At 44.8% G+C, this 23756-nt stretch carries 12 protein-coding genes; all 12 read right to left on the reverse strand.

Translation table 11 applies throughout. The annotated features are described in order from the left end of the window. Positions 1–1530 carry an ATP-binding protein gene (locus tag P1X15_RS02295; RefSeq protein WP_277336522.1) on the reverse strand — a complete coding sequence of 510 codons (1530 nt, stop codon included), beginning with the start codon at positions 1528–1530 and terminating at the stop codon, positions 1–3. A gap of 6 nt (positions 1531–1536) precedes the next feature. Continuing rightward, entirely contained in the window at positions 1537–2676 is a 1140-nt protein-coding gene (locus P1X15_RS02300) for an FIST signal transduction protein (RefSeq protein WP_277336523.1), read from the reverse strand. A gap of 228 nt (positions 2677–2904) precedes the next feature. Next, entirely contained in the window at positions 2905–4557 is a 1653-nt protein-coding gene (locus P1X15_RS02305; protein ID WP_277336524.1) for an MGH1-like glycoside hydrolase domain-containing protein, read from the reverse strand. An 11-nt stretch (positions 4558–4568) separates the two neighbouring features. Next, the gene (locus tag P1X15_RS02310) at positions 4569–7304 is read right to left on the reverse strand and encodes a hypothetical protein (protein WP_277336525.1); all 2736 of its coding nucleotides are present in this window, start codon (positions 7302–7304) and stop codon (positions 4569–4571) included. A gap of 29 nt (positions 7305–7333) precedes the next feature. Further along, positions 7334–9208 carry a six-hairpin glycosidase gene (locus P1X15_RS02315; protein WP_277336526.1) on the reverse strand — a complete coding sequence of 625 codons (1875 nt, stop codon included), beginning with the start codon at positions 9206–9208 and terminating at the stop codon, positions 7334–7336. A 4-nt stretch (positions 9209–9212) separates the two neighbouring features. Continuing rightward, the gene (locus tag P1X15_RS02320) at positions 9213–10121 is read right to left on the reverse strand and encodes a glycoside hydrolase family 43 protein (protein WP_277336527.1); all 909 of its coding nucleotides are present in this window, start codon (positions 10119–10121) and stop codon (positions 9213–9215) included. A gap of 20 nt (positions 10122–10141) precedes the next feature. Further along, positions 10142–13204 (reverse strand): DUF6298 domain-containing protein, encoded by a 3063-nt coding sequence (locus P1X15_RS02325; RefSeq protein ID WP_277336528.1) that lies wholly within the window; start codon positions 13202–13204, stop codon positions 10142–10144. A 289-nt stretch (positions 13205–13493) separates the two neighbouring features. Beyond that, positions 13494–15122, reverse strand: coding sequence for a polysaccharide lyase family 1 protein (locus tag P1X15_RS02330; RefSeq protein ID WP_277336529.1), 1629 nt, complete (start codon positions 15120–15122; stop codon positions 13494–13496). Between the two features lie 65 nt (positions 15123–15187). After that, positions 15188–16948, reverse strand: a complete 1761-nt coding sequence (locus P1X15_RS02335) for a RagB/SusD family nutrient uptake outer membrane protein (protein ID WP_277336530.1) — start codon at positions 16946–16948, stop codon at positions 15188–15190. A gap of 90 nt (positions 16949–17038) precedes the next feature. After that, positions 17039–20218, reverse strand: coding sequence for a TonB-dependent receptor (locus P1X15_RS02340; RefSeq protein WP_277336531.1), 3180 nt, complete (start codon positions 20216–20218; stop codon positions 17039–17041). Between the two features lie 40 nt (positions 20219–20258). After that, on the reverse strand, positions 20259–20891 hold the full coding sequence (locus P1X15_RS02345; RefSeq protein ID WP_277336532.1) for a DUF3826 domain-containing protein: 633 nt from the start codon (positions 20889–20891) through the stop codon (positions 20259–20261). A gap of 72 nt (positions 20892–20963) precedes the next feature. Next, a complete protein-coding gene (locus tag P1X15_RS02350; protein ID WP_277336533.1) occupies positions 20964–23753 on the reverse strand; it encodes a glycosyl hydrolase family 95 catalytic domain-containing protein in 2790 nt (929 codons plus the stop codon). Between the last annotated feature and the right edge of the window lie 3 nt (positions 23754–23756).

Here is a 23756-nt window from a genome sequence, read left to right on the forward strand (position 1 = left end):
CTAAGTTCTACCCGTATAACGAGCGATTTTTAAAAAAAGCTCTTTAGGGTTAAAGGGTTTTGTAACATAGTCGTTGATACCTACTGCAAATGCCTGGTCTTGATTCCCCAAAGAAGCAGAAGCCGTCAGTGCCACAATAGGAATATCAGTATCGACTTCCCTAATTTTTTGAGTCGCAGTATAGCCGTCCATGATAGGCATCTGAATGTCCATCAGAATAATATCATATTTCTCCTTTTCAAATTTGTCGACTGCAATCTGACCGTTTTCGGCGACGTCGACCTCTACTTGCCATTTCTGGAAAAACTTCGTTGCTATTTTGATATTGACCGCGTAATCTTCCACTAAAAATATCCGTACACCTTTCAGGGTCTGGTCATTGATTACTTCAGTAGGGTCTTCGATAGTAGTAGTTTTTACGAGAGAAGTACCAATGGGCAGGGCGAGTGTAAAATAAAATTTAGAACCTTTTCCAAGTTCACTTTCAATCGAAATATCACTATCGTGGAGTTGAAGCAAGAGTTTTGTGATGACCAATCCTAATCCTGTACCTCCGAATTGGCGTGTGGTGGCAGAGTTGGCTTGGGTAAATTTGTCGAAGATGAGACTCTGTTTTTCGGGGGCGATACCAATACCCGTATCCGTTACAGAAATATCCAAAAAAGCCGTTTGGTCTACTTTTTTCTGTAGCGAAAGCTCTACAGTGATGCTTCCCTTTTTGGTAAACTTGACGGCATTAGAAACCAAATTGGAAATCACCTGTCCCAAACGCAAAGCATCTCCTATAAGTATATTGGGTACATCATCGTCAATCATCAATTTGATTTTATTACCATTCTCTTCAGCTTTGATTTGATTGGCTTTTTTGATATTGGAGATGAGTTGTTTGAGGTCAAAGGGGTTTTGTTCGAGTTCGATTTTACCAGCTTCGATTTTGCTAAAATCTAAGATGTCGTTGATGAGGACGTAAAGATTATCGGTCGAAAATTTGAGTATTTTAAGGTTTTCGGCGATTACAGGAGGGACTTCCTCTTGCTGCATGAGATAGGTAAGTCCTACGATGGCATTAAGGGGGGTTCGGATTTCGTGACTCATCATCGACAAAAACTCCGACTTGGCTTGGGTGGCGCGTTCGGCGGCTTCCTTTGCTTGACGTAGCTCTGCCTCCATTTGCTTACGATTTTCGATCTGCACTTGGAGAAAATCTACCAAACTCAATAGATTGTTGGAGTCTAGGGCTTTACTTTCTAATCCTTCTTTGATTTCTAAAGAATAAATCGCTTCGATGAGTTTTTCGACCGAAAGCTTTCTTTGGACGATTTCTTCTTTCAGTTTATTGTTGATTTCACCATACTCTTTTTCATTGAGGGAGGCTGAATGTTCAAAGAGTTCTTTATCTCTGTCAAAACTTAGATATGACTCATTGACAGCTTTGATAAAATTCTGGAAGTGAACATACTGCATGCATTCTTCTGTCAGATGCCTGTTGATTTGTCGTTTTAGTAATTGATGAAAGGTAGAAGTATCCATTAAAGTTTAGGCTTCAGCTAAGGTGGTGATGGTCATAGTTTGGTTGTGAAGGTCGCAATGAGCGGTAGGATTCAGTGGGGAAATTTCGCCGTAAGAATAGAAACCAGTAATAGTAGGTTTGGGACCAAGTATTTCACGAGCTACTTCTACTTCTTCTTCGGTACGTTGGCCGAGCACAAGCTTGCGTCCTACACAGCTTACCAGCAGGGCAAATTCTGGAGGGCTTGAAAAAGTCTTAATAGAACTTTGGGCTGCCTTACCAGAAGCATCGACCAAGCGGTCGAAATTGGCTTTCATGAATCGCACCAAAGCGCCTTCAGGCAATGAACCCGCAAAAGTCATGCTTTTGGCCGTTTCGTCAATGGATAAAATAGTACGAACTACGGGCTCCGAATCAGGGGTGGCTCGCATAGATAAGGGAAACAATAGCGCCGCTCCTGGGAGCTTATCGGCGTATTTGCCTAGGTATTCTTTGTACAAATCTAAGGCGGCTTTATCCCCAATTTTGTACAATACATTGTATTCAGAAGAAGTTACTTCCCGTTCGGGTCCAAATACATCCCAGCCTCCCATACTACCATGACCTACTTTGAGGGCATCACCATAAAGGCCTATGCCCACAATTTTTCCCTCTTTAGGATTGTCATTGAGTCCCACTAATGTTTTTTCGAAGCGGGCTTCGTCTCCGGCAAGCCCTCCCGAAATAGAAATTTTATTGTCGGTCTTGAGATTAAGGGCGGCGATAAGCTCACTGCCATTTACTCTTCCTCCGTCCGAAATGATAAGTATCGCTTTTAAATCTTCTCTTTGTAAATTTTCTGCGATTTGCTCGCCTGCAGAAGTACTTTGGAAATGGTTTTCAACTTCAACTTGGGTGGTACGCACTTCTGTTTTATCAAAATGGATAGCGGTGGAGATGATGGTTCCGCTGTGTACAGCATCTCCGTATATTTCGCCCGAAGTAGAATTGATAACAATATCGGCAACAGGGTAAAGACTCCTTAAATACTCATAAGGTTTGACATTTTCCAGACAGATTCTTTCTCCAAAAACGAGCACTAATTGTGCAGCGGAAGCAGAAAATTCGGAGTTTTCGGATACTGGAATCCAGTTCTCTTCTTGAAAAGCGATTTGTTGGGTCTTCATTTGGATTTAAAAGTACGAAATTAAAACATCTTTTGGTATATTTTGTGGATTGTCACATTTTTCGTTACAAAAAAATGACTTATAGCACTATTTTCTTTTAAAGATAGACAAATATCAAGCCATTGATTGTCAGTGACATAAAAGACCAAAGAAAATTGTACATAAAAAAGCCACTACTTGCCCTTGTTTTAGAAGACCAAGCAGTGGCTAATAAACTCTATAAAATGACTATATTTTTATGGAGGTGTTTCCTAATTTTTGAGATTTGAATACTTCTTTTCCGTCCACAAAAACCCGCATCCCTTTGCCTTTGTGATAGCGTTTCCCTGTTTTATCCCACATAATTGTAACAGACTTGCCATGATATAGCACTTTGTCCAAACAAAACCAATCCCACTGCTGTGGGCTAAGCAGGGGTTGGATTTGTAAGGTGTTATCACTTCTAGGTTTTAGACCAATCAAGTCAGCAATAATTAAGTCGGCAAAGCCTGAATGGTTGTAGAATTTACTTCGAGGAATATCTCCTTTGAGCCATTCGCCATTTTTTTCGTCTTGGTATTCACCCAAATAAAGCTTCCCATTCATTTGGTGGGATTGGGCGTATTTGTATAATTCTTCATAAAACACCTGCTTTGTCATGGAGCCGTGGTGTTTATAATTGTTGAGTAAGTTGGACAATGCACGTAAGGTTTGGGTCGTGGCAAATGGCCATACGGGGCCGTCCCATTCGCAGCTATGTCCAGAGCCGTGGGTGCGAAAGAGCGGATGCCGCCTCTCGGCAGTAGTGATGCCCCACTTGGCCCGAAAGCCCGTAGTATCGGTGAGTTGGTCCCACTGACGTGCATAAAGGGGAGAATCATAAGGAAGATTGAAATACCACGGGATAAACCCAATCGCTTCTCGGGCATTGGCAAAATCTCCTTTTTCTAGCTTTACTTTGAAAAAAGTAGCCTCTCTATCCCAAAGATTTTCGTGTACTAGTCGCTTCAACACCTCAGCTTTTTGTTGGTATTTTTGTTGAAGAGTGTCGTTGTCCAAAAGTGCAGCCATCTTACTAATCGCCAAGGCATTACCATACATATAGCTGTTGATAGTAGGCCGAATATTTTTTTCTTTGCGTGAGCCACTGATAGATTCTTCCATGGCGTCGCGCACATCAAATTGCCAAAAAAGTTGATTAGGCAATTGGCGCTCTTGCTCCCATTTGCGGTAGTCAGCCTCTAAGGCAAAGAGGTGTTTTTGAAGGAATGTTTTATCTAAATTGACCAAATATCGCTGATAAACTGCATCCTGTACCCAACTGCTAAAGGCATGAAAGCGGGGGGCGGTGTGTTTTGGGTCAACATACAGCCAAAATGAAATGTAGTCGTCAATAAACTGTGATTGATGCAGCCAGCGCCCTTCGTAGATGTGGTGTCCGAGGGCACTACTGATGGCGTTGTGTTTGCCAGCGTGGTTTACTTTGGTAATGAACTCCGTAAAAATAAAGCCATCGGGAGTTTGCTTGAGGTGTTTTCGTAGCGACCACCAACGATAATTATATACCGTCCGAATGACCGAATCAGGGCAGTCAAAAAGAGGAATATTGTTGGCAAGCCATTCAAAAGATTGGGCATTAGGAACGTAGTTTTTGATGGCTTCATCATCGATAGCATTGAAATATTCGACGTCTTTCTTGAGTGATGCGGTGCTTAAAACGGCTGCTTTTTGTCCATGGCAAATCTTCACCGACCAAAGACAAATGACCAAAAATAAAGTATCTATTTTCCAATGTTTGTGAGTCATCATATTAGATGTGGGGGTAGAATGATGGGTATTTAAACCTTCCAAGTTTTCAAAACTTGGAAGGTTTTGAAAGGCGTCGTTTTTCAGGTGACTCATGGGATAAAACATTATTCAAACAGCCAATCTATATTTTTTTTATTTCCTGCCATGCCTGCGTCAAAGGTGGGAATTTCTTGAGAGCCTTTGACAAAACCTAAAATGAGACAAAATCCACGCCCCAATTGAAGGGTATGTGTGCCTGCCCCAAAAGAATAAGTATGAACGTTGGCGGGCGGAAAACCATTGACCAAAATCGCATTAGAAATTTTGATTTCTGCTTGACCATAATCATTGGCACTTGCATCGGTTTCGAGTTCAGGAGCGGGGTGATAGGCCGGATTTTTTTCGTTGAAAAAACCAACTAAAAGTTTGACGGGTTCTTGCGTCGTAAAGGTGATAGACGTACGATTTTGCTGTTGTACTTTTTTAGCAAACTGCAATCCCTTCAACTCCTTAAGTTCCGGTGCCACACCGCTGATGAGGGTGGTGCTGTCTGAAAATACGCTTTGGCCTTTAATGATAGCATATACGCCGATGGCAGGACTTTGGATTTTTACTAAGGCAGGTTTTAGAGTAGTTAATTGGCTTATTTTTTGATTAGTATGTGTTTTGAGGGAGTCGATTTTTCGTTTAAATGTACTCAATTCTTTTTCATAAATAGGAAGCATTTCGCTCCAAGTCTTGTAATTGCCATTGGCGCCTCTCATCGGAATTTTACGCTGTTGGGTCTGCATACTATTGGCATACAAATAAGTGTCTTTGGTCAAGTCAACAAGCTTAGTATAATAGGCTACGCTGTTCTGTAAATGTGGCAAAGCTTTCTCCAAATCTTTGACATCGTTGGAGTACTTGAAGCGGAGCGTGGTTAAGGCAGCACGCACTTTTTCAGCATAAAAATTTGCCATTGCATCCTGACAATAAACGTCGTTTTTAAGCCGATTAAATTCTTCTTGGTTTTTGGTTACACTGTTAGTGGCGCGGTTGATGGCAGTTACAGCTTTTTGACCGTGTTGTACTACCTCGTCGGCTATCATGAGGGGTGTTTCGCCAATGTGTTTTTGTTGATTCCATTCTTTTTCGGCATACTCCACAATCATCTCTCCTTCGGGTGCTTCTGATTCGTACATGAGCGTAAAAAGCCCATAGCGAAAAGGGTTAATGAGTTGTGTCATTAGCATGCCGAGCGTGAGGGTTTGGCGGTTGCCATCCGTAATACCATAGCGACGAAGAAGCTTAGGTGAGATTTCGCCAGTTTGCTCATAAGCTTCCAGCACCTCTTTGCCTTTGTCGAGCGGAAGACCGTACTTTTTGGCTAGTTGACTGCCCCAGTAATTGGTTTCGAGTGAGCGGTCACGATTGGCGTTCCATGCATAGCGTGCCCATGTTTTGTACCAAATCCAGTCACGGTCTAGTTGAAGCAGACGTTGCGGGGCTTTGTCGGCGGTATAGGGCCAATCCCAGTAGGAAGCTTGAGGATACAAGTGCAGCGCATTGGCTTCATACACAGAATGCATGGCTTGCACAGATTTCTGAACAAAATCGGGAGAACCATAGCGGAAAGGCTCTAAGTTGGCCAGAATATGTACGTTTTCGACGTGGACAGTACCAATTCGGCTCAAACTACGGTGTAGGTCGGCCCATTTGCCACGGGGAGTATAGGTGGTAAGTGCTTCGCCGTTGTATTTGGCCATGGTATACAGATTTTTGTAAAGTGGCAAAGCGGCTTTCATCACACGGGGAGCGTCGGTATCATGAGCGCGTAATACTATGGGTGGTTCGGTGGTCTTGCCCAAGGCTTTGAGGCCGTCTTGTACGCCGGGGATAATGGTTTTTGTGAACCAATCCACATCATCTTGGCCTTGGCCTTCCATGGCTTCTCCTAAGGTAATAAGAAGACCAACGTTCGGATATTTTTCAACAAAAGCGGCGATAGATTTGCGCGTATAATCGGCAATGAGGGGCAAAATAGGGCGATTGCGGTCTTGAGTTTTGATGCCATGTTTTTCGGCAAATGGTTTGGATACTATGATATTATAAAACATCTGAATCACCCAAATGCCCCGCTTATCAGCTTCGGAAGTCAGGAAACGAAACATATCTTCGTTTTTCTTAAAAGTGGCTTCGTCTACCTCTACAGCATACGGATATTCCTTGAGCTTAACCAATGACGCAAAGGGGTGTCCATTCCAGAGATAAAGAGAATTATAACGGTTTTCGACCATCATGTCGAGGTACTGAAGCCAAAGTGCTTTGTCGTAAAGCCAAGGGAAGGTTTCGGGCGTGTAAGGGTATTCGTACACTTCACGACCGGGCAAATAGTAAGGTTTTTGCACACCTATGCAAGTGCCGCGTAGTACCATGTCGGGCTGGTCTTCTACCGCAATTTCTGAGGGGAGAGCACCTTCTTTTTTTACTCTCTCTGCTACCTCCAAGCATCCATACAAAGTCCCCGATGCGTCGCTTCCAGCAATGATCAAGGGCGTATTTTGAGATTTATGTAGTTGAAATCCTTCCTTAGGTTTCTGGTCAGAAAGAGTCAGATGATGGTTTTGGGCGGTGATTTGAATGCCTTTTTGGGTGAGCGTTCCGACGATGATTTGAGAAGCACTTTTACTGATGGTTTTAGTCACAGTGGTTTTATAACCAGCATCGCTCAGGGCTTTTCTTAATTTTTCTACCCCAAAATCAATACGCGGATGAGATTCGGTGAGTACTATTTGGAGCGATTTTGAGGGAGGGGATTGGGCATATCCATCATTTAGCACCCATAGTATAATCGTCAAATAATAAATTATCTTTTTCATCAGAAATGGAGGATTAGGAGCTAAAACTATTAGAAAGGGCTAATTTGTAAAGATTTTATAAAAAATACCGCTTCTGCATCGCGGGCATCGGCGTTGGGCAAATCGTAGTTTTGGTCGGTGGGGGTATCGGCATCAGGAAAACGACGTACCTCACCCGTCCGAAACACCACCCGTTTGAACGATGCGACAGGCGCAAAAAATACCTTGGCACCCTTGCTTTGACCATTTATATAGACATTAAAAATGCGCTTGCTTTGGTCGAGTTCGAGGCGAATGTCATAGGTTTTTCCTGCTTCATATTTCATAATGTTGGAGTTTCGATAGCCAACTTTTACTTTGAGTTCACCATCGGTGTCAAAAATCAGGCGAGTGGCAGCCGTCCCTTTGGCATCTTGCATCTCAATGTGCAATTTGCCGTGGGTGTTTTGCTGGGGAGTTACGGAAAAAGCAACGGTAAGTTTTTTAGATTCAGGAATGATTCTTTCCGCTTTGGCATAATCAAATTTATCACTATCGCGGAGTACCAAAGCCCGAGTACCGTCAGTAGTAGATTCGATTTTGACAGAGGCTTGCAGTGGACTGTAAATATTCCAATAGGTAAGGGCAGTATTGGGGGATATTTCGTTGAAAGATTCTTTCACGTGGGTTTTTACTTCGTCAGTTACAGGCACCGGAATTTTAGATACCCAAATGTCTTCTTTATTCATACTATAAGTGACCCAGAGGTTTTTGTCGGGAGGAGAGCCATTCCCTTCTTCGATACCCCTTACGTATTGAGGACCATAGGATTTATAATTGCCCCCGTATCGCATCGACGTGATTTCGCCATTGATAAGCAATAGATTGGTATACGTGAGGCCATCGCTACTGGTCGAAATGGCAAGCGGCCAGCGGAATTCGGCTGGATTATAAACTGTAGCATATTTGTCGTCGCTGGTGCGTTGTCCCCAGATTTTGGCGTTGCTATTGATAAATCCCGGTGCCCGCAGTGGAGCATAAAGCCAAGTTTTACCATTGTCGCGACTGACCGATGTAAGGGCGTGTTTCCATAAACCTACTACGTTGCCATTAGGTAAATGATAATAACTAAAAGCTTTCAATTCTCCTTTGAGCGGAATGAGCGGGTCGTTGCGGTCGGCTTCTTCGAGCCACTGTTGCATCATTAGGGTATTGGAAAGTAGCTCGTCGCAAGCTTCTACAAAACCTGCATCTTTTGAACTTTTGTAAAATGGATAAGCAGATTTGCTTTTGTCCCAAGAAGAATTGTGACGAATAAAAAAGATGTCGCCTAGTTTGCCGTCGCTGTAGATTTCGCGTACTACACGACCCGTGCCTTTGCCATCGTTGGGGTCGTCTTTGGCATCCAGTGCAATTCCATAATAACCCAATGCCAGCAGGCGATTTTTTTTAGACACAAAAAAGCCCATACGTTGATGCATCACCGCATCTAAGTTTTTGGCTACACCTTCGTAACCTTGTTTTCGCCAGCCATCAGGAATTCGATAAGGAGGGAAGATGACAGTGGGCTTTGTCCATTGGTATCCGTCTTTGGAAGTTGCCATGAGCGTAGCTCCTGGCGGTACGTGCTCGCCTACGGGATTGCTGAGATAGTGTAAATAAAAAGTGCCGTTCCAATAAGCCAACATTGGCGCGTGGTTGTAGGTCCAGTTGAGTGCTAAACCTTCTTTATTGTCACGATTGGCTCTAAAAACCTGGATATTATGAACCCCCACGGCGGGACTTAATTGACCATGATGATAATCCACGTTGGAGAGGGTTTGGCCCACATATCGAATCGTATCTTGGGCATTTGCCATCATTCCCCACCATATTATAGACAGGGTGAAACACGCTCGTTTTAAGAATAATAGAGGTGTGTGTTTTTTATAAAAAAGGTGTGTCATCTTCCTAGGAGGCTTTAATGAGTTTTTTAATTATTGGGAGCTTTACCTTCAAAATAGTGCCGTGCTTGTGTCCTTCGGGAATTGAGATGTGAGGGGAAACGTTTGTAAAAGATTTAAAATCAGTGGTTTTAATGGCATCATAGCGTTTGTCTTGGTAAGTGTCAAAATAAATCAGCCACTCTTTTCCCACTTTAGTGACCGATGGACCTTCCGTAAATTTTTTGGTAAAAGGAGCCGAAACATTTTCAAAAGGCCCTAAGGGCGTTTTGCCAAAAGCAACTTTAAGGTTCCGCTCAGGACGAGTGTTGTCTTTTAGTACAAGTACGTAGTCATTTTTCTGACGTTTGACTATCACGGCGTCAATCACACTAAAGCCAGGGTCGAAAAAGAGCTTGGTAGGCGAAAAAGTCTTAAAATCTTTGGTAGTGGTATAATACATTCGGTGGTTGTTGTCTTCGTCTTCTACGCCTTTTGGAAAACGAAACGGAATCGTCGAAGCCCAGATAATGATGAATTGGTCGGCTTCATCGTCATAAAATAACTCAGGCGCCCATACATTGACGGTAGAAGATTCATGAGCCATCACAGGTAAGAGCCGTTGGTCTGACCAATGAACCAAATCTTTGGAATGCGCATAGCCAAATCCCTTGTCGCCTTTCCAACTTGTAGTCCATACCAAATGAAAGGTGCCGTCTTTGGCTTGCACCATCGAAGGGTCACGCATTACTTTTTGATTACCGATTTTGGGGGCTAGAAAAGTCTTTTTCAGGTCGTTCCAATGGTAGCCATCATAGCTATAAAGCAGCCGTAGACCTTCGTTGGCGGGTTCGTGAAAAGAAGTAAAAAGCCAAGCCTTTTTTTGACAAGAACTTAGGAGTAACATAGAAAGTAAAACAAGTAACCACTGTTTCATAGAGGGTGGGATTTGAAAAATCAAGGGTTTGTTTTTTTGAGCCAAACGACCAGTGGGGTTGTGGAAGTGGTTTGGATTTTTACCATTTCTCCGCCCCTAATTCTTTGTTCTTGGGGAGTAGCTTGACCCGTTTTAGGATTTATAAAATATACCAAAAAGGAATTTTTAGTAGTGCGCAGGTCTATTTGAATTTCGTCAGCCTCTTCGCAGTAAACTACATATCCAATATCAGGATTGCCCAGAGTCCATTGGGGAGATTGAGAGGTAAAAGGTGTCATAAGTGCGACGTCTTTGGCAAAATGAGCATCATTAATCATCGGAATACTTGCTAGCGAACCACCTGACATAAAAACCGCCCAGCCCAAAGCATCGAAACTATCAGCTGAATAGATGACTGCTTTTTGGGGGTATTTTTGACGGTACTCGTTTACGGCGCGGTATACTTGCTCAAAAGAGCTGCGTTTTGGGGGAGTAAGGCGGGCGTGTTGACGAGGGGCGAGGTTTTGACCCCCTATGGGCGCATAAATACTTCCATTGGCCTGATAATGCCAATACCGAATATCTATCACATCTACGACGGCGGCGCGTGAAGCATCGCTCAAAATCGCATCTTGCACGTCTTTGGTGGTACTAAGGGCAATCAATACATTTTTTTTCTTCTCTTGTTCCCATTCTTTGATGACATCTAACCAAAACTGAACGAAAGCCAATGGCCCCGTAAATTCGGCACTGATAGCGTGGATGACCCCGGATTGGAATGCGAAGTTGTCGAGACACTGACGGATGTAGGCGCGGTGTAATTTTTTGCGCACAGGGTGCGAAACATCATAAAACTGTTCGGCCATAAAAATGCGCTTGTCGCCCGCATAGGGTACAGGTTCGGGAAAGCCCGTGTGGTTGAGATTGTTGGCGGGTCTCCACGGGAAATCAGCATAATGTGCCCCTGCCTCGATGATATTGTGTTGGAAATAATGCTGGTGAAGCAGTACTAAGTTCTTTTGGTCGGCCAAGGTTGCAAATTCTTTTAGCCTACTCCAATACCATTTGTTGTATTTGGTCAAATCATATTTGCTAAGGCCGTCCCAAGCGGTTTCGTGGCCACTACGTGCAAAGGGTAATTCGTAAAAAGGTGCCCAAACTTCTCCATCCATGCGTCGGATACGCTCGTGGTCGTCGCGGCGACGATCGTACCATAAGCCATAGTTGTGGTCTAACGTGAGGATATTGTTGATTTTCATCCAGTTGCTTACTTCTTCCAAATCATCCGTAAGCCCGTTTCCAGTCATTCGGGGTACAAAACGGGTGATATGTGGCTTCGCATTGGTTAGGCCATAGGGGCGGGCGCTACCATTCCACCACGGCACTTCATGCTTTTTGCCCGTGAGAAGGGCTTTGTTTCGAGTCAACCGACCGTTTTTTAGTTGCAACACAGACGATAGCGGCGATGCTATAGCAGGCTTTAAGCCGATTTCTTCGATGGTTTTGGCGTTTGATTCGAGGGTCAAAGCTTGTCTTTCAGGAGCCTTGTGGATAAATTCGGACAAGCTAAGGGCGGGCGTTTGGGCCGATTGAGTAAGAGTGGAGGCTACTTCCACTTTGGGACTACTAGAGGCTTCGGTAGGAGTAGGCATCAAAATAGTGCGAGAAGTGATAGTTTCGCCTAGTCGGTCTTTGAGTTGGGCATAGTAGAGGCTGCGGGGTTTGATGTGCTCGTTTGACATAGCCCAATGCCCATCACCTGCAAACTGCGCCCATGTACCAAGTGCCCAATTTTGAGCGGTAGGTGGGCTGTAACATTCTACTTTTGCGGCCGTACATTGCCAAAAAACGCTGTTGGCCGCCGTCCAGCCTGCCCCTTGGCCGTCTTGCCCGAGATTGCTAAAACGTAAGGCATGACCGTCTATATTGACAATATCAAAAAGTACGCCTGATGCCCAGCTATCGATGGTTCCACTAAAACTATGTGGCAGATGAGCCTCGCATTGGACAAAAGCATTGGGTCCTGCGGCACAGTAGCCTACTGCAAAATCGTGGTAGCCATTTTCGGCATAGAGGCGCTGAAAAAGACATTGTTGGCCTTGCGTAAAAAAAGTATAACGACGCTCGCCACCGATTTCGGAAACAGGAGTTAACGCTTGACAATCTTCTACCGTAATACGGCGTGCAGTTGCCAATACGCTGACGGCAGAGCCAGCAAAATGCTTGAAAACGATACGTCTAGCCCAGGTATCCTGCACATTTTCAAACGAAATACCTACCCAACGATGGTCTTCATCTTTGGGGTTGGTTTTGTCAAAAGTTGAAACAAGGCTGAGATTTTCGACTCCTACCTGAGTGATGTTAGACTTTTCGATAATTGGGATTACGGAACCACCTCCAAAAGCCGTATCTAAAGCAGTGGTAAGGGGGGCATCGATGGTGATTTCGTTGCCGGAGATACTCACAATGGTTCGGTCCCAGAAAATATCGCGCTGATTAGGTTTCCACCCCAAGGCTGTCACACCGCCGCCAAAATGATCGGTACCAAGGCGTTGAATCCACTCTTTGGTAGAAGGGCGGTGTATCTGGACGGCTCCTCCCACTTTCAACTGTGCTGTACTTTCTACTTTGAAAGTCTGTGCATTTACAGGTATGTAGGGGGTGGTGATGCGGATTTTGGTTTTACTTGTTGAAGCGTTTTTCCCAGAAATCCTAACCAAATGCGCACGAGATGTACCCATACCGACAATGATGGTTTCATTGGTTCCACTCCCTCTTAACACCACCCCAGAATTATGCAAAAGCAGTTGCCCTGAAACTTCAAAAACGCCTTTGCCCAACAATACTGTCCCGCGAAAGCCATTTGCATCAAGTGGTAAGGTAGATACATAGTCAATGGCCGATTGAATACGATGGGTAGCATCGCCTTTTTGTGATTTTACTAAGACTTGAATCGCTACGTCGGGAATGGCGGTTTCTCCTGCTTGGTACCCACAATACGAAAAATCGGGTATCCGATTACCCAACGAATCGGGGGTATAGGCCAAAGTCCCTTGCTCAGTTTGATATACAAGGGGCTGTTTTTTAGGAGGTTTCTGGGCCAAGTTTTTAGAACCAAAACTCAGAAATACGCCTAAGAAAAAGAATAAGGTTTTATGAATATTGGCAACTAACAAAATACTTATATGATTTAAGGGCTAAAACATTGTTAAGCGTGAATAGTGGTTTTAATCCAACTTAATTTTCCAATCCTGCTTTGTCTCCCCACTGCGCGGAGATAGGGACAATCAGGGCTAAAGCCCTTAGCATTCTTATGTTGTAAAGCCCACGTCTATAGGCGTGGGGTTAGAATATTGTATTTAAGTGGATGAAACGAGACGGGTCTCTTTCCTCCTAGGGTTTTACTTCTTTTACTGATACAACACTGTTGAGATACTCTTCGATGTTGGTATAGCCGTCTTTGTTTTTATCCAAACTTGCATCGGCAGGATTGCGAGGGTCGAGGCCATTTTTGGTTTCCCAGGCGTCGGGCATACCGTCATTGTCGGAGTCTTTGTAAGGTGTGCCTTTGTATTCGGGATAGCCTCCTACTTGAGCAATATCGGTAATAATCCCCTGTTTGTAGGAATCAATGGGCAAACGGCGATGCTTAAATTGCGTTTCGGGGAGTTTTACATCATCGCGATACATGATTTTTCCAGTGCGTACTTGCTCTACTACTCGCATATCCACCGCGTCTCTTTTGGGGAGAGTGGCTCCTGCATGGGCCAGTACATAATCGTGGGCTTTTTGAGTAGGCAAAATCGTCATTTCGGGCATTGGAAGTGGCTGATTCACTTTGATGTCGGCAGTATATTTGTCGGCATTTTTGAAATTTTCAACTTGTACGCCGCCGTTCCAGTTGTCTTTGGTGACAGTCTCATTTCCTTCTACTACATTGCCTGTTACGTAGGCTCTGCCAAAAGTAAGATAGCCTAATTTGCTTCTGCCCGACTCTGGCTTTAAGATACGATACCCGATAGGAGAGTCTTTGGGCGTAAGTGGGCCGGGTTTGAAATAATTGTTGACAATGTTGTACATAGCCCGATAATCCCCGCCATCTACGGAGCGGTGTACCCAGTTGAAAACGACATTATTAACAAAATTAAAAACTCCATACCAGCCAATAGAAGGATTTCTGCCGGCATTGTCGGCCCATAGATTACGCATAAAACTACAATTTTCGCCACCAAGTGTACTTCCAAAGGCGTGATTCCATGTATCAAGTGCTTCTGAAAAAATAGAGTTTTGGATGGTAATATTGACGGTTGGGAGTTTTTGCTCAATGGCTCCCGTGCTGTCGTTGTACATATGTCGGTACATCGACATATTTTCGTCTAGCCCCCAACTCGCCGAAACGTGGTCGATGATGATATTGCCGATGGGGTTGCCACCGATAGAATCGTCACGGCGCCCTACGTTGGTTTCGCCACGTCTAAAACGCATATAGCGAACTACTACATCGTGCGTATTAATCCACACAGATTCGCCCGCTACGCAAACGCCGTCACCGGGTGCGGTTTGACCCGCTATGGTGATATAAGGTGCCCGAATGATAAGTGGGGATTGGAGGCGGATAATACCCGCTACATTGAACACCACCGTACGAGCACCGCCTTGTTCGCAAGCTTCACGGAGTGTACCGGGGCCGCTGTCGGCCAGGCTAGTGACCACATACACTTTTCCACCCCGCCCTCCAAAAGAGAAAGCTCCGCCGCCCTCTGCTCCCGGAAAAGCAGGAATAGAAGCCTGCGGTAAATCTATGGGACGCCCTGCCCAAGGAATGTAAGGTTTGCCTTCACGCGCTTCTTTTTGGATGATAGGCAGCGCTTTTTGCCAAGCAATATTTGATTGATGATAGGCTTCTTTGAGCATTTCATCGCTGGCTTTTTGGACGTCTTGAGGTACTTGGGGGTACTGCGCCCATGTCGAAAGCGACAGCAGGCTTACAACTATCAGTGGTGTGAGAAAGTGTTTTTTCATGTTTTATTAAGTTCAAAATTTAACCTTCCCTTGCTGATTGATTGAAACAAGAGAAGGTTGGAGATTTATTGTAAAGGGTCGAATCCGCCTCCCCATGTATTGTTTTGGATAAGTTTGGGGTTGTTGTCTAGTGCTGATTGGGGAATTGCAAAAAAGTAATATTCGGGTTTCCAGTTGATAGCGTACTTGGTATCCAATTGTTTGGTAACAATCGTAAAATATTTAGAGTAAGCAAGGTCCAAATCCACATTGTCTCGGTTGGTGGCAAAATCCGCCGGTACTCCCGTCGTATTGAGGTTGATGGTCACGCCTGTCCTACGTTTTCCATTCAAGGTTTTTTCGATGAGCTTCCAACGGCGCAAATCCCAAAACCGTTTGCCTTCAAATGCAAATTCAATTTGACGTTCAAACAGAATAGCCTCAAACATTTCGTCACGACTCATGTTGGCTTTGAGACCATACATACCGTCGGTGCCTGCTTCGATACCTGCTCGTTTGCGAATGGCTTTGAGCTGTGTATAAGCTTCGTCGAGGTTATTGATGCCGCAAGCACTTTCGGCGAGGTTGAGTAGTACTTCGGCAAAACGGATTTCAATCCAATCGGTTCCCGAAAATTGCACATCACTTACTCCTACGGTAGGGTTGATGGCTTTGCGCGTATAAAAACCCGTATTGGACGCGCGCGCTTCTACGGTTTTGTTGTTTACAAAATAAGTCCAAACCTTGAAAGCGGTGTTGCCATTCAAAGGCCAATTGGCACCGTTGTAAGCGATAGTTTTATCAAAACGCGGGTCACGGTTTTTGTAAAACAATTGGTCCGTATAAGGGTATTTGGTAGATTCTCCTACTTTTTTACCGTCTTTCATCGGAAAAGCCTTTACCATTTCCCATGAGGGCTGATTGGAGCCGCCGCCGGTACCCGTATAAGAAGGTCGAGTGCTATTGTCGTACCCATTGTTTTTTCTGACTTGGTCGCCCGTAGAAGTATTGAATCCTGTCAAGAAAACAGCTTCGGGATTGTTGACTTCCTGAAACCATAGTTGGTCAAAGGATGCATGAAGGCCGTAACCGCTTGCGACCAATAAGTCATAGGCTTGCTTGTTGGCGGTGTAGGCGGCTTGCCATTTGGCAGCATCACCCGATGGATTGAACTGAGGACTAGCTGCAAAAAGTAGTACGCGACCTTTGAGTGCGGCGGCGGCGCCTTTGGTAATGCGTCCCCAATCAGAACTGCCCCACTTGCCTGGCAAAAACAGAATGGCCGAATCGAGGTCGCTGACGATTTGCTTATAACTTTCGGTGGTGGAATTACGGGGCAAAAATGCCAAGTCTCGGGCTTCTACTCCCACGGCTTGGAGGGGTTTAGTAACCAAAGGCACTCCTCCATACAAACGTACCAAATCAAAATAACGCCAAGCTCTGAAGAAAAGGGCTTGGGCATTTAACCGGTTTTTGGTGGCTTGGGCGATAGGTCCGCTGTTGACATCGTTGATAAACATGTTGATAACTCGGATTCTTCCGTAGTTGTTGGTGGCGTTGAGGGCGGTTCCAAAGTCGGTCACGTCGTTTACTACCAAAGTCCCTTCAAAAAACTTGCTTTCGCCAAAAGACTCATCCGACAAGTCGGGGCGCGTGCCCCAAGTACCACCCCAGTTAGGAAGGTTTTGGTCGTAGATATAGTCGAGGTTCATACGAGCCAAAACAGAATCCTTAAAAATGAGATTGCCATTGACCGAGCCTAAGTCGGTTTTGTCGAGTACTTTTTCGCAGCTAGCTAATCCCAGCAAAGCCAGTATGCAGAGGGTGAAAATATGACTCAGTTTCATGATTTAGGTGCTTGCGCACAGTTATTTGTGATGGTTTTACCTGTCAATCGGGTTGACATCAGATGTCAAATTGTTGGATTCAACGGTTGGTTACAGACCTAAATTAAGACCCAATGAAAACGAGCGAAGCGTAGGATACGCATCATAGCTACCTGAGTAGGTTTTGTAACTGTAAGGATTATAAAAATTGAAAGGATTGACGGCTACCAAATAAACTTTTAGGTTGTTGAGCCCCAGTTTTTTAGAAGCTTGGGCGGGTAGATTATAAGAAACATTGAAATTGCGCATCCCTGCCGATAGAGCATTGACAAACCAAAACTCCGAAATCACATTGTAAGCATCACGATAGTAAGGACTTGGGTAAGCGGCTTGGGTGTTTTGAGGAGTCCAGTGGTCGGCCCAGAATTGAGGGCGATTAGCGGTTAGGGTAGCTTGCGAACGAGCGCTTGATTCAATCACGGCTTGTCCGCCAAACGAAGCTCCCATAACCGCCGAAACCGTGAGGTTTTTGTAAGTAGTGCTTATATTAAATCCTAGACCGTAATGATTGTTGACTTTTTTGGTCAAAAAATCCAAATCGGCATCGGTAATTTTTCCGTCAGGGGCGGTATATTGACCAGAGGCGTCTTTAGGTCCTCTAATGTCTTGATAATAAAGCATCCCGGGCTTAGGTGCCGCCCCGAAAATGGTGTAATTGGGGTTTTTCTCCAACCAACTATCCACGTCTTGCTGCGTACGGAACATCCCCAAATAGTGATAGCCTTGGACGCCCATGTCGGTTGATTTGCCGATAGGGTCTTCATAAGTGCCAAGTTTACCTTTGTCCACATCTACTTTCAATTGCTTGTTGTCGCTCCACGATAAGAAAGTGTTGATTTTGTAAGACCAATCGCTGTTGATTTTGTTGGACCAACCCAGTGAGATTTCATACCCAAATCCATCTACCGAGGCGTAGTTTTCGGAGGGAAGTGTGGCACCTACTAGCAGAGGTACGGAAGACGTAAGAGCCGTGAGCATATTGTAGCGATGGTCATAAAACGCATCAAAGCCGAAAGAAAGACGATTTTTGAGGAATTGGGCATCTATTCCAAAGTTGTACTTGGTGTTGTTGTCCCAGCGTGCCTGACGGTTTGACATAGCATTGTTGGGAGAGATAATCAAAGGACGATCGGCATTACCTCCAAATACGGCTCCTTTGCCAGTTTGGATAGAATAGCTAGTAAGCCAGTTGTAGGCTTTAGTGGCATCTCCTCCCATAAAGCCCAATGAGCCACGGAATTTGAGAAAATCTACAAAAGAGACATTGTTTTTGAAAAACTGCTCATCCGAAATCACCCAACCTGCGGAGATAGAAGGGAAAAATCCCCAGCGATATTCGGGGGCGAAGTTGGTAGAAGCATCATAACGAGCGGCTATTTCGACTAAGTATTTATTGGCAAAATTGTAATTGATACGACCTGCATAAGACAGGTTTCCTGATTCTGATTGTGTCTCGTTGGCGGTTTGGGTTCCAGTGGCATAGCGCATATTGTCAAGGCCGCCGATGATTACGCCCTCAGCCATGGCCGCTACACTGTTGAAATTGGTTTCGGATTGTTCAAAAAAAGCAATTGCTGATACATGATGCTTGCCAAACTGCCGGTCGTAGTTAAGATAGCCGTTCAACTGATAGGTGTCGTTGTAGCTAGGATTGATACGGACGCGGTCGCCGTTGTTGAGCGTAACCGTTCTTAAAATGTCTCCTCCGTAAATGTGCTTGTTTTGACCTAACATCGTAAAGCTGTACACATTGTATTTGGTGCCGTATTGTTTGCCAAAGCTATTGTCGAGGGTTTTGGCAAACAACACCCGAGCTTTAAGCCCTTTGATAAAAGGTATTTCGTAGTCAATATTGGCTGTGACGTTGAGGCCAGTATTGCGGGTACGGGTGTAGTTGTCAGAATTTTGTACTTCAAAAAAATGAAAAGCGTCTACAGTATTAACATTGCCTGCATTAGACAAAAGTACAGGTAAGCCATTGACATAGGGTGGGTTGAATTGAGGAGTGTAAAGCAACGCTTTCATGTCGTTTTCGGGGTTTTCTCCACCTTGTTTGAGATAATACATCCGCTTGTCGTAAAGGTCACCGCTCAACGAAAGCCCCGTTTTGAGTCCTTTTGCTACCGTAATATCGGTACTAGCTCGGAAAGTCCATTTGTTGGCGTTGATGTTGTCGAAATTGGCATTTTGAGCATTATAAGTAATACCCGCAAAGTATGTAGCGCGGTCGTTGCCGCCGCTTACATTGAGGGCGTGACGCATCACCGTGGAGGGTTTCCAAGCGGTTTCGAGCCAATTATAGTTGTTTTGTTTGAAATGCTCCAATTCATCTTGGGTATAAATGAGCGGGTCGGTGGCCGTTCTTCCTGCGGCAAAATTGAGGTCGTTGAGATAGGTGGCTTGTTCAAAACCATTCATCATTTTGGGGAGCATAGCTGCATCCGAGATTCCTACCGAACCACTATAGCTAAACTTAGGTGCTCCTACTTTGCCGCGTTTGGTACTTACTACTACTACACCTTGATTAGATCTTGCGCCATAAATAGCAGCAGCGGCGTCTTTCAAGACCGAAATAGCTTCTACTTCGGAGACATCAAGTAAGTTGAAATCCTCTTCGGTTCTGACTACATTGTCAATCACATAAAGTGGACGAAGTGTACCGCCGTCTTTGGATAAAATAATGGGATTACGAACAGTGATTTGGGCGTTTTCGCCGGGGCGACTTGTTCCACCTGATACACTTACGCCCGGCATCTGCCCCTGCAAAGCCGCTGAAAGGCTACCTACGGGAAGTTCTTGAATGGCTTTCATATCCACTGCTGCAACGGCTCCTGTAAGACTCACTTTTTTCTGGGTACCGTACCCTACTACCACCACTTCGCTGATAGACGCGACGTCGTCGTCGAGCGTGACGGCCACAAAGTTTTGCCCAGTAACCGCCACTTCGCGGCTTTGATAGCCTACCGAACTGATAACCAAGGTTTCGTTTCCTTGCGACAACGTAAGTTTAAAGTTGCCTTCACTGTTGCTCACAGTTCCTATTTTAGTGCCTTTGATGATGATATTGGCACCGGGAAGGGGCTGTGAGGCTGCATCTTTGATATTACCAGTGATGGTTTTGCCAGTTTGAGCAAAAGCTGCCCCCCAGAGAAAAAGGATAGCTACTATGGGAAAATAAGCTTTACTCAGCCTCTTGCCCCGAAATGAGAAGGTTAGTAAAAAGGAATTCATAGCATTTGTTTGGATTAGTGTAAACTGGTTTGAAAGCGGGTTATTTTTTGGCGGCTTTGGCTTCTTTGATGCGTTTTTCCCATTCCTGGCTCTCTTTTTTCATGTCGATGCCTTGGGCAGAGAGGTAGTTGTTGATTTTTCCTTTGTATGTGCCAAACCAAGCATGTTTCTTTTCTGATGATTCGGCATCCATAGCGTACTCGCGGGCTTCGGTAAGGTAGGCTAGAATTTGTGCTTTTTGAACTTCGGTCAAATCGGGCAGCATTTCTTGGTAAGCACTGTAAGTTTTAGGCAACACGCCATAGGTCATACCATCTTTGATTTTTTCAATCTGAACCAATGAAAGCTCTTTGTTCAATTGTGCTAAATATTGGATGTGTAATTGGCTCAATTGACGATTGGTTTCTACTTCCAATTCTTTTATTTTGTTTGGTTCAGTGATGCCTTTTTTTGCTGGTTTATGCTGCTCATGCAGATGATTAAGGTCTTGATACTGTTGAGCTACGACTTGGCTAACTCGCTTGAATTGGGCAGAATCGGTCAAGGCTAGCGTAGCCACAATCTTATCGGCACGTTGGGCAATGACTTGTTGGTAATTGCGGTCTTCTGATTGTGCAAAGGTGTTTGTGAGGCATACGAATACAGTAAGCCCGAAAAACAAAAATGTTTTCATCTTAGATTGAGTTTAGAAACAAGACACCTAGAGATCCAAATAGGAGTGCTTTGGGTGTTTATTTGGGGTTATTTATTGTTTTTGCAATTGTCCGTCAAATTCATAAATACTTCCTTTTTGCGTCGGGAATTTTAGTACTTTGTCTCCGTAGCGAAGTTGACAAACATTACCTGCTAAGGATTTTATTTTGAGGGTTTGGAGTGCTGATTTTTTCCAACTAAACTCTAGTTCAAAACCGCCTCTGGCTTTGATACCTTTGATGTTGCCTTGAGACAAGTCTTTGGGTAAGGCAGGCAGTAAATCAATAAATGAGGTATGACTTTGGAGTAGCATTTCGGTGATGCCCGCCGAGCCTCCAAAATTGCCATCAATCTGAAAAGGAGGGTGCGCATCAAAGAGATTAACATACGAGCCTCCTGCCCCAGAAGCGGGTCTCAAGAGCATTTTGACCATTTGAAGAGCGTGGTCTCCGTCTTTGAAACGTGCCCAAAAGTTGATTTTCCATGCCAAACTCCAGCCTGTACCTTCGTCGCCACGATAAATCAAAGACAGACGGGCGGCTTTGGTAAAGGCGGGGGTTTCGTCCCAATTGATTTCATTGCCAGGATGTAGTCCCCATAAGTGAGATATATGCCGATGCTTGTTGGTAGTATCATCTTTGTCTTCGAGCCATTCTTGCAATTGCCCAAATCTCCCGATTTGGTTGGGAGCAATTTGAGCATACTTGTTTTGGAGAAGCAGGCTAAAATCGGCGTCTGTTTTTAGGATTTTGGCAGCTTCGATGCAGTTTTTAAACAACGAACGGATGATTTGGTGGTCCATCGTAGGCCCTGCTACCAAGCCGCCATTTTCGGGAGAATTGGAAGGAGTACTTATCAACCAGCCTGTTTTGGGGTCTTTTACCAGAAAATCTACAAAAAACAAGGCGGCTTCTTTCATAATGGGATAGGCTGTTTTTTGTAAAAAAGCTTGATTTTGAGTAAACAAATAATGCTCCCAAAGATGCAAGCACAACCAGCCTGCGCCCGTCACCCAGATACCATGATTGGAGGCATTGATAGGGGTAGTGTTTCGCCAAAGGTCGGTGTTGTGATGCAATACCCATCCCCGGGCTTGATAGTATTTTTGGGCGGTTTCTTTCCCTGTTTCGGCAAGTTCCTCAATCATCTTTAGCAAAGGACGATGAAGCAAAGAAAGATTGAGCACTTCTGCCCCCCAATAGTTCATTTCGGCGTTGATGTTGGTGGTATATTTACTTCCCCACGGAGGCGCTAAGAGGTCGTTCCAGATGCCTTGCAGATTGGCAGGGCGGGTGTTTGGTCGTGAGCTCGAAATCAATAAATAGCGGCCGTATTGTACATACAAGGCCATGAGTGAAGGGTCTAAAACAGTCCCAAATCGCCCCAAACGTTGGTCAGTGGGAAGCGCCTCTGCGGGGCTTGTTCCTAGGTCAATATTGAAAGTCTGATAGTAAGATTGATATTCTTGCAGGTGCGCCTTACGGATATGGTCATACGTCGAAGCTTTGAGAGCGGTCAAAGTGGTTTTACAGCGAGTATCGGGGTTGGCCGAAACATCGCGATAGTTGATATAGTTAGTGGCGGCAACTAAGTACAGGGTTGCGTTGTCAGCCTCAGTGATTCTGATACGATTATTTTCGGTCTCCACTTTACCGTTGGTGGTTTCTATCCTCAGATAGCTTGTACCTTTCAATGTCCCATGTTTGACTTGCACTGCGAGTGAAAGGGTCTGTGAATCGAGCCGTGTCAGGGTGGTGTTTTGATGAGGACTGCTCAAGATAGCTTCAAAACTGATACTTGCTTTTTGGGTAGCTTCAAGTCTTACGACCAGTACTTGGTGAGGTTGGCTCACAAAGTAAGTACGAGTATATCCGATTCCGTTGGCCTCAAAGGAAGTTTGACAAAGGGCCTTGGCGAGATTCAACTCGCGGCGATAGTGGGTAGCATTACTTACATTTTTGAAATGAAGTTTCAAATCGCCAAAGGGTTGATAATCGGCCTGGTAGCGCGCCACAGCGGGTGGGTTGCTGTCTTGGATTTTGTATTTCCAAGGTTTATTCAAAGAAATCAGGCGGTCGGGCTGAGTCGCAGGATAAATACCAATAGCGCGAGTGGCGTCTTTGTATCCAGCAATTCCTCCTTTATCAAAAAAATTGATAACCTGAATGGCAATTGTATTGGAACCTGCCTTGACCAACTCCGCCGGGATGCGATATTTTCTAGGGTCGAGGCTACGAGTGCTTCCAATCAATTTTCCATTGAAATAAGTCATATCATAATCGCGAATGCGGTTGAGGTCTAAGATTAAATCTTTGCCGGCCCAAGAGGCTGGAATATCAATCGTAGTTCTGAACCATACCGCGCCGTCGAGTCCCTCAAACCCAATCGCCTCCCACCCTTCGTAGGACGGTACGGGCATCATAGGCCATGCTTGGTCGTCGTATTGAGGGAAGGCAGGATGAATGGGAAAGTCTTTCAATGCCAAAACCTCAGACAGCCACTTGGCTTGGTCACCTTCGGGGGTTTTGAGTCCCATAAAATGCGTTTCGGCCAGTTGTTCGGCTTCTTTTTGTTTTCCTTCTGCTAAAAGGCTTCTGATTTTTGATAAATATTGGGAGGCATCGGCTCGATTAGGATTGCGAGGGCTACCCGTCCAGAGGGTTTCTTCGTTGAATTGAATTCTGTCTTTTTCTATTCCGCCAAACACCATCGCACCTATGCGGCCATTGCCTAGGGGTAGTGCGTCTGTCCATTTTTGGGCAGGGGCAGTGTACCATAGCTTGTACTCTTGCGCATAGGTCAACAATGGTAAAAGGAAAATATAGAAAAGTAGTTTTCGCATATC

The sequence above is a fragment of the Runella sp. MFBS21 genome (assembly GCF_029433105.1).
Taxonomy (GTDB): domain Bacteria; phylum Bacteroidota; class Bacteroidia; order Cytophagales; family Spirosomataceae; genus Runella.